This is a genomic window from Caballeronia fortuita, assembly GCF_001544835.2.
Classification (GTDB): Bacteria; Pseudomonadota; Gammaproteobacteria; order Burkholderiales; family Burkholderiaceae; genus Caballeronia; species Caballeronia fortuita.
The window spans coordinates 47,546-59,517 of the sequence record NZ_FCNX02000015.1 but is presented as its reverse complement, the minus strand read 5'-3'; the positions used below and the strand labels follow the sequence as shown (position 1 = coordinate 59,517).

Genomic DNA, 11,972 nt, shown 5'->3' with positions numbered 1-11,972 from the left:
GTTCAGGATGCCTTCGCGGCATCGGCAAGGTGTTCGTGTTCGATGCGCCCCGGCACGCGCACCAGCGCGACGATGACGAGCGCGGCCAGCACGCTCGCGCCCGCCAGCACCATGAGCCCGGCGCTCGTCGAATGAAATGCGGCTTCGGCGGCGGTGCGGGCCATCGGCGCGAAGAAGCCGCCGAGTCCGCCGAGCGAATTGATGAGCGCGATGCCCGCCGCGGCGGCCGCGCCGGTGAGATAGCGCGTCGGGAAGGTCCAGAAAAGCGGCTGTGCGGCGATGAATCCGCTTGCCGCGCAGCACAGCGCGACGAGCGACACGGCCGGCGACCCCGCGATGCCCGATACCGCGATCGCAACGCCCGACATCGTGAGCAGCGCGACCGCGCAGACCCGATGCCGCCCGGTGCGATCGGCGTAACGCGGCACGATCCACGTAACGATGACGGCGGCGACCCACGGCAGCGCCGTCACGAGCCCGACGCGAAATCCGACCTTCGTGCCGAGCAGCGCCGACACCTGTTGCGGCAAGTAGAACACGACGCCGTACACCGCCGCCTGAATCAGGAAGTAGACGCAGCACAGCACGAGCACCCGCGCGTCGACGAGCGATGCGAGCACGCCGCGCGGACCGTGCGACGACGCGGCGCGCGCATCGTCGTCGAGCCGGCCGATCAGAAGCGTGCGCTGATCGTGGGTGAGCCAGCGGGCTTTCGCGGGGTCATCGTCGAGATACCAGAACGCGCACCCGCCGACGATCGACGCGAGCAGCCCTTCGACGAGAAAGAGCCATTGCCAGCCTTTCATGCCAAACGCGCCGTGCAGATCGAGCAGCAACCCGGACAGCGGCGCGCCGAAGATGAACGCGAGCGGCGCGCCGAAATAGAAGACGCCGAGCGCACGCGCGCGCGACACTTGCGGAAACCAGCGCGTCAGGTAATAGACGATGCCGGGAAAGAAGCCCGCCTCCGCCACGCCGAGCAGAAAGCGCAAGGTATAGAACGTCGTGGCGCTATGCGCGAAGGCCATCGCGGCGGAGACGAGGCCCCACGTCACCATGATCCGGCACATCCACAGCTTCGCGCCGACGCGATGCAGGAGCAGATTGCTCGGCACCTCGAAGATCGCATAGCCGACGAAAAATACGCCCGCGCCGAAGGCGAACGCGGCGTTGGTGAGCCCCGTGTCCTGCTGCAACGCCTTTTGCGCGAACCCGATGTTCGCGCGATCCAGAAACGCGAGCACGTACATGAGCAGCAGAAACGGCAGCAGCCGGCGCATGACGCGCGACGTGACCGCGCCTTCCGCCTGTGCGGAATGATTCATGTGATTCTCCCGATGACGCGACGCGTCTCAGTACGTCGCGCGTCCGCCCGACAGATCGAACACCGCGCCCGTGCTGAACGCGCAGTCCTCGGACGAGAGCCACAGAATCAGCGACGCGGCTTCTTCCGGCATCAGGAAGCGGTTCATCGGGATTTTGGCGAGCATGTAGTCGATGTGCTGTTGCGACATCGAGTCGAAGATTTCAGTCTTGGCGGCCGCGGGCGTGACCGCATTCACGAGGATATTCTTGCCCGCGAGTTCCTTGCCGAGCGATTTCGTGAGCCCGATCAACCCGGCCTTCGACGCGCTGTAGTGCGACGCGTTCGGATTGCCTTCCTTGCCCGCGATCGACGCGATATTGACGATGCGCCCGTAACCCGCCTTCAGCATGTGCGGCACGACGGCGCGGCAGGTCAGATACGGCCCGATCAGATTGACGTCGATGACGCGGCGCCACACGTCGGGCGCGAGTTCCCAGGTCGTGCCATTGCCGCCGGTAATGCCCGCATTGTTGACGAGCACGTCGATCTTGCCGTGAGCTGCGAGCGCCTTCTTGGCGGCTGCATCGACGGACGATTCCTCGGTGAGTTCGACGACGGCGTCGCTGACCTCGCGCTCGCTGAACTTCGCTGCGAGTTCGGCGCTCGTGCGCGCCAGGCGCTCGCCGTCGACGTCCCAGAGCGATACATCGGCGCCTGATTCGAGCGCGCGCTCCGCCACCGCGAGGCCGATGCCGCGCGCGCCGCCCGTAATGACGACGACGCGGCTCGCCAGATCGATCCGGTTCATTGATTCGTCTCCTTTCGTTGTGCGTTGCTCTTGGATGGTCATGCCGTGAGAGGCACTATAGTCTCGCGCCAATAGCGCAACAATTCGAAAGGGCGATCGTTCGATAGCAAAAGCGTATCAAACGGTTTCGGCGAGCCTGAAGTCATGATTTCTCGATACGCATCAAGAGATCTCGATGACACCGATCGGTTATGCCCGTCTTATCGCCATGGGTGAGCTGCGCGTGACGCCTTTCATCGGTGAATCGGCGTATCGACAACGAGAGTCAGATTCTGTTTTCGAACAGCGTGGCCTTTGACGACACGCCACTCGGTCATCTGGAGTTCGCGCTGCGTCACGAAGGCGTCAATCTCGAGGTCATCGATGCCGCATTCGAACATCCCGTCCCGGCGATCTCGTCGCGCGCCTGCGTTCCACGCCGAACGGCGAACAGATTCGGCGCGCGTGTTTTCTGTGGGAATGGCTGACCGGCCGGGAACTCGATACGGCAGCGCGGATCGTGAGGTCGCGTGTCTGCACGCGATGAGACGTTCACCTACTCGTCGCCCGACGGAATCAGATAAAAACTCTCGATGAAATAGCGCCGAACGCGGCAAATATAAAGACTTCTCGATCTCAATGAACGAATCGCGATCCGCTTACCGCTGGCGCGCCCTGATGATTTTCGAATCGCGAAAGTGCTTATCGGCGAAAAGAGCGAACGCGAACAGCGCGGCGGCACCGAATGGGCAGATGAGTAAGGCAGCGGTCAGCACAACAAGCTCCATTTAAGCGATTGCGCATTTTATCGCGCATAACGCAGCCAATTGTCGATAAGTTCGGCAATTGTCTGCTCAACGAAAGCGAACTCCGCCTTGGACTCAACGCGATCTGAAGCACAACGCTCAGCACAGGCACGTCCGTTGCTAGTAGTTTCCGCCGTCAATCAAGACGCCCAATCCAACACAAAAAAGCATGTTCACACCGAAAGCCTGCACCGCCACCTGTGTACTCGACGGACTGCCCGTCACCCTCACTTACTTCCCCGACACCACCCTGCTGCGCATCACCGACGGCAATGGCCGCTGCGTGCGCGAAACCCGCTGGCCCGCACCGTGGCGCACCTTGCTTGCGACCCTGCGCGAGTTCAGCGGGCGTGACGCCGAGAGCCAGCTTTCGAACTTGCTCGACGTGTTTCCCGCCACGTCGAAGCCGGCACGCCAGCCCGACTCCGCGCTGGCCTGAAGGCAACGCTTCGTAAGTGCGCGGCAGCGAACCGCTGTCGCGCCCGATTTGCCCATAAGATCAAGGCATTGCGCACGACCGGACGAAGCGTTTTTGAGCACGATGAGCCGCGCCATTTACAATAACGAATCGACTGCGCACGGGCCGCCCAGCCCGCTTCCGGCTTCGCTTCTCGCAGTCTCACTCTCACGCCCCCGACTGGCTGTATGGTCACTGAAACGTCTTCTTCGGAATCGCTCGCCGTCGCCGAACGCGTGCGCGAACTCATGGGCCGTCATGGCATCGGCAAGCGCCAGCAGACGGCCGAGTTGTGCCGCATCCTCGACCTGAGTTTTTCGCAGGGACATCGGAAGCTGCGCGGCAACAGTCCGTGGACGCTCGCTCAGATTCGCCGCGTCGCCGATGCCTTCGACGAACCCGCGCTCAAGCTCTTCGATTCGATCAACACGCGCCCCGACGAAACCGAAGGCACCGCGCACGACGCCGTGCTCAAACTCGGTTCGCTGGAAATTCCTTGCATGGCGTGGGTCGGCAGCGCGCTCGACGCGGGCAGCCGTCCGGATTTCATCGCGCAGAAACTCAACAATCGCTGGATCGTCACGAAGCATGAGGGCGTGCTGCTGCAGGAGGCCTGCGACGTCCACAAGATCGAAATCCAGCCGCGCCGCCCGGATACCGACAAGCCCGTCATCGCCGTCGTCGACGACGATCGCGCTTCCGCCGACAATCTGCACGACTATCTCGAAGCCACCGGCTTCGCGGCAATGGCCTTCTACGGCCTCGACGCGTTTCTCGAAGCGCTGCAAATACAGGTATTCGACGCCGTCGTGATCGACTGGCTGTTCGGCGTGCATACGTCGGCGGATGCGATCCGCGCAGTGCGCGAGTCCGACAACCCGGACGCGCCGGTCTTCGTGCTCACGGGCGAGCTGACCACCGGCAAGGCGAGCGAATCGGAGATCAGCCAGGTGATCCGCGATTACAACGTGGCGTGTTTCGAGAAACCCGCGCGCTTAGGCATCCTCGTCGCCGATCTCTCCAAGCGGCTGATGCGCAGCTAACGCCTACGCCACGCGCCGCCGAACGGTGACCGCGCGATGCACCGCGCCCTTCAGCACTTCGTAACGCACCGGCTTCAGCAGATAGTCGAAAAACAGCACCGCCGCGCTCGGATCGACGAGTTCGGGCGCGTATGCGCTCACCGCGATGATCGGCACGCTTGCGCCCGGCGCGCTGCGCGCACGATACTCGTTCGCGAACGAATAGCCGTCCTTGCCCGGCATGTGCAGGTCGGCGAGGATCACGTCGGCGTCGTTGGCGCGCAGCCAGGCGAGCGCGCTGTCGACATCCGGCAAGGCGACCGCGTAATAACCCAGATGCGTGAGCATTTCGATCAGCGAATCGCGGATCGACTCGTGGTCGTCGATGACGAGCACGCGCGATTTGTGCAGCCCGGGCGCATCGGCGACGTGTTCGCGTTCGGGCAAGTGTTCCGCCGACACCGCCGGCAAGCTCACGCGAAACGCGGCGCCCTGTCCCACTTCGCTCGACACTTCGATCTTCCCGCCGAGCAGATCGACGAGCCCGCGCACGACCGCGAGGCCCATTCCGGCGCCGTCGAAACGCCGCGTGCTCGATGAATCGAGTTGCGTGAATTCCTGGAATATGAGCGGCAACTGCTCGCGCGAAATGCCCGGGCCGGTATCGATCACGGAGATGTCGAGACGCTTCCCGGTGCGCGCGAAATGCACGTCGATGGAACCGGCGTCGGTGTATTTGATCGCGTTGGTCACGAGATTCGTCACGATCTGCCGCACGCGATGCGGATCGGACTCGATCGGCCCGCGCTCGCCCGCGTAGTCGCCGCGCAAGGCGAGGCCCTTCGCGCTCGCGGCGGGCGTGTTCGCATCGACGATGGAATCGAGCAGTTCGACCGGATCGAACACGGCCATGCGCAATTCGAGCTTGCCCGCGCCCAGCCGCGCGTAATCGGTCAAATCGCGCATCTGCGCTTCGAGATGGCGCGCGCCGGTTTCCAGCCGCTGCATGATCTTGCGGTCGGCGTCGCCGCGCGCGTTGAGCCCGAGCAATTCGACCGACGACACGATCGCGTGCAGCGGCGTGCGCAACTCGTGACTGATCATGCCGAGGAACGTGTCTTTCGCGACGCCGGCCTCGCGCGCCGCGCGCGTCGCCTGATGTTCCGCCACGAGCGCCGCGCGCTGTTGCCCGATCAGGCGCGTGCGCCGGTAGCCGTTCAGCAGCAGCAGGATCGTCGCCGCTGCCGACAGCATCCCGAGCACGATGCCGCCGTAGATCAGATAGCGGCGCTTCGCCTCGAAATCGCGCACGATCGCCTCGCGCTCGGCGATGTCCATCAGCCGCCGCCCGCCGGCGAGTTCCGCGACGAGCGGTGCGTTCTGGCGCAACACGCCGATCACGCGCAAGGTGTGCTGGTGCTCGGCCTGAAGTCCTTCGACATCGCCCTGGATGGAATCGAACGCCGTCTGCAACTGACGCAGAATCTCGCGCTGCCGGTTGACGAGCGCCTCGTTTCCGTCCGAGAGACCCGTCGATTCGGATACTTGCCTCAAACGCGCGCGCAGCAGCCGAAAGCTCGCGCGCAGCGCCTGCTCGTCCTCGTCGATACCATTGCGATACAGCAGCACGTGATTCTCGAAGCGCTCATACGCGATCTGAAGCTGCGCGGCTTCCCAGTACACGTCGTAAGGCACGACGAGCCGATGCGTCTCGCGCGCGAGCAGGCCCGAGTACAACATGTAGCCGACCGCGCCGATAGGCGGCGCGACCGCGAGCGCGATCAGCGCCGCGTACCACAGCCGGCGCCACCACGGGCGCGCGGCGTTCGCGCGCAGGGAGGACTCGGTGCTGATGACGGACATGCCCTACTGCAATGCTTCGATGGCGTGCGCCGCGCGTTCGGAGGCGACCACGATCAGCTTCATCGTCGCCCGGGTCGCGCCGACGAAGACCTTGCGCGCGGCCTGATCGTCGAGTGTGTCGAAATCGACTTCCGTGAGAATCACGCACGGCGCCGATTGCCCCTTGAAGCGATAGATCGACTCGAGCAGCACGTCGCCTTCGCGATACTCCGGATTGCCGAAAAGATCGTAGGTTCCGGTGAAGGCGCGCAGCCGGTGCGGGCCGAGCTGATCGACGGCGGTAAGCGCCGAACCTTCGCGCCCGCGAAACGACAGCACGGCGATGTCCTGCTTGCGGAATCCGAGCGACAGCGCGTGCGTGATGGCGCGCTTGGTCGCCTCGATGACTTCCTCAGGATGCCCGTCCTCGTAAGTCGATACGCTCACGTCCGAGCCGTCGAACGGACTGCCCGCGTCGAGCCGCACATCCGGCCCGACGATCTTGCGGATGAAGCCGAGCAGATCGCGCGGGCTGCGATAGTTCGTCGTTTCGCGCAGAATGGTCCAGCCCGGCAGCGGCACCGGCTCGCGCAGATAGAGGTTCTGCATCGGATCTTCGAGCCACCACCACGCGCCTTCGGGATTCAGCAGGCGCTCGAGCGCCTCGACCCAGGCCGCCTGAAAGTCCTGCCCTTCGTCGACGATCAGCACGTCGGTCTTCCAGTGCTCGGGCACGGGCACGGCGGCGAAGCGCTCTTCGAGCGTCGCGAAGACGTTGGGCTGGCTGAAATCGGGCGGACTGCCGGCATCGCGCGCGACGGCCGCGCTCAACTGATGATAATTCGCGATCTTCGCCTCTTTCGGCGCGATTGCGCGGATATGGTCGGCGAGCGGCCGGTTGAAGCACACGTAGAGGACGCTCTTGCCCTGCGCGAGCGCGTCGCGCATCACGCGCACGGCGAGCTGCGTCTTGCCCGCGCCAGCGGTCGCGATCACGCGCAGGCGAAACGGTTCGAATTCGAGCCGCCGAGCCCACGTGGCGAGCCCGCCCGACAGACGCGTGACGAGCGTGTTCGCCGCGCCGACGAGCGCGTTGGTGTCAGGCGTGAGCGAGAGTTCGTCGGCCAGAAAATGATGGATGCGCGCCGCCGCTTCGAAGCGCGGCTCGTCCGGCGGCAAAATGTCGAGCACGACGCGCGCGAGCTGCGACTTGCGGCTCGCATCGACGATGCGCGCCGGGGCCACGCCCGCGATCGCCGCGTTCCTGACCGTGTAGTCGGGGCAATACAGCAGTTCCTCGATGCGGTACGTGCCCGCGCCGAACGCCGCCGTGAAGCGCCGATGAAGATTCTCCAGCGTGCGCGCGAGCTGGATCGCGACGTTGCGCTCCTTTTGCAGATAGACCTTCACGAGACCTTGCCCGGTCTCGCGCAGAAAACCGGCCTTCTGCTCGATCATCAGCACGCGCCCTGACGGCGCGACCACGACGAAATCCGCTTCGCCGAAGACCGAAAAGCCTTCGTTGACGCGCGTCCAGTGGACGCCGTGGTACACCGTGTAGTCCTCGGGCAGCTTTTCGAGCAGCGCGAGCGTTTCGAGCTCGCGCGCGGCCGCGCCGGTCGCTTCGAGGTTCTTCCAGTCGTCGGGAACGATTCGGGCCATGCGTCGCCTTTGCGCTGAGTGGTTGCGTGCGACTCATTGTACGCAACGCGCATTGCGCTTCGGCAATAGGCCGAACGGCTAGCTTGCGTAGTCGTACCGCCCGCCTTTTTCCAACGCGCGCCGATAAGCCGGACGCGCGTGAATCCGTTCCAGAAACGCGCGAATATGCGGCATCGACTTCGCACCTGCGCGTGCGCTGCCGGCTTCCAGCGGGAAGCTCATCTGGATGTCGGCGGCGCTGAACGTGTCGCCCGCGAACCACGGCGACTTTGCGAGTTCGCCATCGATATAGCCGAAATGCAGACGCAATTGCGGATCGATGAAGCTGCTTTGCATCGTCTGCGCGATGCGCCGCGCGATCGGTTTCGCGAAGAACGGCATCTTCGCGCTCTCGAGCCGCCGCGCGACGAGCTTGAGCAAGAGCGGCGGCATCGCGGAGCCTTCGGCGTAGTGCATCCAGTAGTTGTAGCGCACGCGTTCGGGCGAAGCGCCGGGCGGCGGCGCAAAACGGCCCTCGCCGTAACGATCGACGAGATATTCGATGATCGCGCCCGACTCGGCGAGCGTGAGCGTGCCGTCGGTGACGACCGGCGATTTGCCGAGCGGATGCACCGCACGCAGCTCGGGCGGCGCGAGCATCGTGTGAGGATCGCGCTGATAGCGCTTCAGTTCGTATTCGACGCCGAGTTCTTCGAGCATCCACAGCACGCGCTGGGAGCGGGAATTGTTGAGGTGGTGGACGATCAGCATGGTCGATTTGTCGTTCTGGCTGGGAAGGCTTGCTCGGCACGAGTGTCGCACGACGCAAGCCTCCCATCATGCTTTAAGAAAGTCTCGCGCCGGGAAATGCCTTCGAGCGCGTACTGCCGATCATGTAAGATTGATTAATTACCGCGTTCCTTTCGATATCCTATCGATATGGCATCCAGCAATCTCACGAAGACCGGCCGCGCTCATTACCTCGATAGCCTCCGTGGTTTCGCCGCGGTTTCAGTCATGCTTTCCCACCTCGTCGTGGCGGGTTACAACCAGTTAGGCTGGATCTGGACGGCAACGATTTATTCGCCAGTTCGCATTCTTATTGCCGGCCATCAGGCAGTCATCCTGTTCTTCGTGCTGAGCGGGTTCGCGTTGACCAGAATGATCGACGGAATGAATCCTTATTCATATCTACGATATTTCGCCGCGCGCGTGGTCCGGCTATATCCGCCGTATGTCGCGTCGCTCATTCTGGCCGTATTGGTCTACTTTGGCCTCGAACGACTTGGCTTTCAATGGACCGATCGGTGGATGTACACCGTTCATCCGCAAATCGACAAAAACATCATTCTCGAGCACGCCTTGCTGGTCGGGCCGCTCAACGTGCGCGATATCAATCCGGTAATCTGGTCGATCGCGATGGAAATGCGCATTTCCATTGCCTTCCCGATTATCTTGTTTCTCGTCCGCCGATTTGGCCTATACGCAGTCGTGGCAATGATGATGTGTTCGCTCGCAATCGGTCCTGCGGTGCCCTGGGCCAACGCTCATTACTCGTCGTATGTCTCCCAGACCTTGCTGACGATGCATTACTCGACGTTTTTTTTCATCGGCTGCTGGCTTTCGTTCAACGTGGACAGGCTTCGTTCGCGCATACCGCAAAAGCACCTCGTCGCCGTCTGGTGCTTCGCACTCGCGCTCTATGCGTATCCGTTCTTCGGCGATTGGGAAATCATTGCCCGAGTATGCGGGGACGTGGCCGTCGGCGTCGGCGCCGCGCTGCTCGTCATTCTGTGCAGCACGGTGGACGACAATGCCTTTCTAAGGATCGGCAGATGGCTGGGCAAATATTCATATAGCCTCTACCTGAATCACATACTCGTCCTTTTCGCCGCGATCATCGTGTTCTATCGGACCGCAGGATCGGTCGTCGTCTGGTGCGTGACGATTCCAGCAGCACTGCTTCTGGCAATGCTGATGCACAAGTTATTCGAATGGCCGGCGGTTTTACTGAGCCGAAAGATCGTTCGCGGCTTTTCACCGCGCCGCGCCGTCACGAATCGACTGGATGCGTGAGGCTCCGCGCGATTTGCCGGTTAGCGCACACTTTGCCAGGCTTCTTCTTTCTCGTCACCGGCCCGAGGTACGCCCTTTGCACAGCGTGAACTCATGCGTGCCCGGGCGTCGAAAGAATACGACCGCTCGATGAAGGCCGCGCAACGATTTCTAGCACACAACGAGAAAGGAGAAGTCGATGACGCTGATTATTTATCTTGTAGGCTGGCTGATTTTTATCGGCGGCGTGTCGTGGGCGCTGGTTGCGATGCATGTGTCGCAGCACATCATCATGATCGTCGCCGTAATCTTGCTGGGCATCGCCGTCATCACGGGGGCGACGCGGGCGCGCAACCGCGACCGGTCATAAAAGGTCCGGGCCGCCGTTCGCCGGCGGTCCAAGCACTTCCGCACACTTCCTATAACTTCACATCACCACACGCGCGCCGGCCGCGTCCTGGATCAGCGTGACGAGTTCGTCGGGATGCACGGGCTTCGTCATGAAATGCTGGAATCCTTCGCCGATGCTGCGTAATCGGTACGCGTCGCCGTCATGGCCGGTGAGCGCGATTGCCACGGAAGGCGGCAGATTGCCGCGTATTTCGTGATCCCGCAAACGTTGGATGAGATAGAAACCGTCCATCTCGGGTAGGTCGAGATCGCAGATCACCGCGTCGGGAAGATGCTCGATCGCCGCTTGCGCGCCGTCTTCGGCGTCGGCTACGGCGATGACTTCCGCACCCTCTTCTTGCAGCAACATTTGCAGTGATGCCCTGCTCTCGGGATCGTCTTCGATCAGTACGATCCGCATATGCCCCAGTCTTGCCACTTCGTTCATGATGTTCTTTTCTGCTGCCAAAAACGGAATTCTCGCGTGGTCTCCAGCTCTCGCCGCCGCGCACGCCGATGCGTGCATTGAGTGACACGAAAACGCGGCGGGAATTCCGAACGCACCGTTATTTATGCCGCGTGTGCGCCGGTGCGGAACGCCTCGCGGTTTTGAGCGGCGCCGATGCGAAAGATTGCCCGGTCGCAGCGAGCCTAAAAAAGCAATATCCGGACCGGTGTCGCTTGTCGCCCGGAAAGCCGCCTCGCGCGGGGCTTTCGCGGTATCGACCTCGAGCGGAAACGCGCCGTACGCGCACGAGCGTGTAATTCCGGCACTGGCCGTGCCCCGATTTCCCATCAGACATTTGCCTCGCGCGCGGAATCGGGGCGCGAGGACGTGCCCGTCTGCAAGAGCGTCCGATATTCGCTCGGCGTCAGACCGACGGTCGCCTTGAACTGCCGCGTGAACGCGCTGTGATCGGTGTAGCCGCACAGCGCGGCGACATCGGTGACTTTCTCGTGAGAGACGAGCAGCGCGGTCGCCGCGTCCAGACGCGTTTTCAGCAGCACCTGGCGCGGCGTGAGATGAAAAACCTTGTGGAAATAACGTTCGAGCTGCGCAATCGACATATTCGCCATCTGCGCGAGCTGCCGCATGTTGAGCGGCTGCACATAATTTTCCTGGATGTGCTGCACGACCGCCGCAAGCCGGCTGTAGGCCGGATGCGTGCCTTCGGCGGCCTGCAGATCGCGCGAAATGCCCGCAAGACCGACGATATTGCCGAGCGTATCGTGCAGCGGCTGCTTGCAGGTCATGCACCAGCCGGGCTCGCGTCCCGGATACAGATGCAGTTCGAGCTGATCGATCAGCTGATGTCCCTGCGCGATGATCGCCTGATCCTGCGCCGTGTAGATGCGTCCGAAGCGGCGCGGGAACACGTCCTCGGCGGTCTTGCCAAGCAGCGCCGACTTGTCGTCCTTGTGGCCGCAACGGCGCGCGAGCGTGCGGTTGACCATCGCGTAGCGCGCGTCGCGATCCTTCACGAAGAACACGATGTCGGGCATCGCGTCGAAGACCGGCGCGAGCAGCGCGAAATGCGCGAGCATGTCGGAGAGCGTCGATGCCGGTGGATGTGCGATCGTCATGCGTGCGGATGTCGGTTGCGCTCGATGGATTCTGGCGACCGATTATAAAAGCGCCCGCGCGCGGACAAAATTGGCGCTGGCC

General features: G+C 63.0%; 11 protein-coding genes. 4 read left to right on the top strand and 7 right to left on the bottom strand.

The annotated features are described in order from the left end of the window. Window positions 1-2: 2 nt before the first annotated feature. Together AWB77_RS25720 and AWB77_RS25715 are read right to left on the bottom strand one after the other, a co-directional pair. Window positions 3-1,325 carry an MFS transporter gene (locus AWB77_RS25720; protein ID WP_061137286.1) on the bottom strand — a complete coding sequence of 441 codons (1,323 nt, stop codon included), beginning with the start codon at window positions 1,323-1,325 and terminating at the stop codon, window positions 3-5. Between the two features lie 27 nt (window positions 1,326-1,352). Continuing rightward, window positions 1,353-2,114, bottom strand: coding sequence for an SDR family oxidoreductase (locus AWB77_RS25715; protein WP_061137285.1), 762 nt, complete (start codon window positions 2,112-2,114; stop codon window positions 1,353-1,355). Window positions 2,115-3,068: 954 nt separating this feature from the next. Here AWB77_RS25715 and AWB77_RS34785 point away from each other — a divergent pair. Beyond that, window positions 3,069-3,338, top strand: coding sequence for a hypothetical protein (locus tag AWB77_RS34785; RefSeq protein WP_074168970.1), 270 nt, complete (start codon window positions 3,069-3,071; stop codon window positions 3,336-3,338). A 206-nt stretch (window positions 3,339-3,544) separates the two neighbouring features. Next, window positions 3,545-4,399, top strand: a complete 855-nt coding sequence (locus AWB77_RS25700; RefSeq protein WP_061137282.1) for a helix-turn-helix domain-containing protein — start codon at window positions 3,545-3,547, stop codon at window positions 4,397-4,399. Window positions 4,400-4,402: 3 nt separating this feature from the next. Here the strand turns inward: AWB77_RS25700 and AWB77_RS25695 are convergent, their stop codons facing one another. The 3 genes from AWB77_RS25695 to AWB77_RS25685 all read right to left on the bottom strand — a co-directional run bounded on the left by AWB77_RS25695 (window position 4,403) and on the right by AWB77_RS25685 (window position 8,632). Beyond that, on the bottom strand, window positions 4,403-6,241 hold the full coding sequence (locus AWB77_RS25695) for an ATP-binding response regulator (protein ID WP_061137281.1): 1,839 nt from the start codon (window positions 6,239-6,241) through the stop codon (window positions 4,403-4,405). A 3-nt stretch (window positions 6,242-6,244) separates the two neighbouring features. Next, complete coding sequence (locus AWB77_RS25690; RefSeq protein ID WP_061137280.1) at window positions 6,245-7,882, bottom strand: ATP-binding domain-containing protein; 1,638 nt, start codon at window positions 7,880-7,882, stop codon at window positions 6,245-6,247. 78 nt (window positions 7,883-7,960) lie between these two features. Next, window positions 7,961-8,632, bottom strand: a complete 672-nt coding sequence (locus AWB77_RS25685; protein WP_061137279.1) for a glutathione S-transferase — start codon at window positions 8,630-8,632, stop codon at window positions 7,961-7,963. Window positions 8,633-8,800: 168 nt separating this feature from the next. Here AWB77_RS25685 and AWB77_RS25680 point away from each other — a divergent pair, with 168 nt between their 5' ends. Continuing rightward, window positions 8,801-9,937, top strand: a complete 1,137-nt coding sequence (locus AWB77_RS25680; RefSeq protein WP_061137278.1) for an acyltransferase family protein — start codon at window positions 8,801-8,803, stop codon at window positions 9,935-9,937. Between the two features lie 178 nt (window positions 9,938-10,115). Then, a complete protein-coding gene (locus AWB77_RS36515) occupies window positions 10,116-10,286 on the top strand; it encodes a hypothetical protein (RefSeq protein ID WP_167354183.1) in 171 nt (56 codons plus the stop codon). A 57-nt stretch (window positions 10,287-10,343) separates the two neighbouring features. Here AWB77_RS36515 and AWB77_RS25675 read toward each other — a convergent pair whose 3' ends face one another. Together AWB77_RS25675 and AWB77_RS25670 are read right to left on the bottom strand one after the other, a co-directional pair. After that, the gene (locus tag AWB77_RS25675; RefSeq protein WP_244158657.1) at window positions 10,344-10,754 is read right to left on the bottom strand and encodes a response regulator; all 411 of its coding nucleotides are present in this window, start codon (window positions 10,752-10,754) and stop codon (window positions 10,344-10,346) included. A 347-nt stretch (window positions 10,755-11,101) separates the two neighbouring features. Beyond that, entirely contained in the window at window positions 11,102-11,890 is a 789-nt protein-coding gene (locus AWB77_RS25670) for an AraC family transcriptional regulator (RefSeq protein WP_061137276.1), read from the bottom strand. Window positions 11,891-11,972 lie beyond the last annotated feature (82 nt).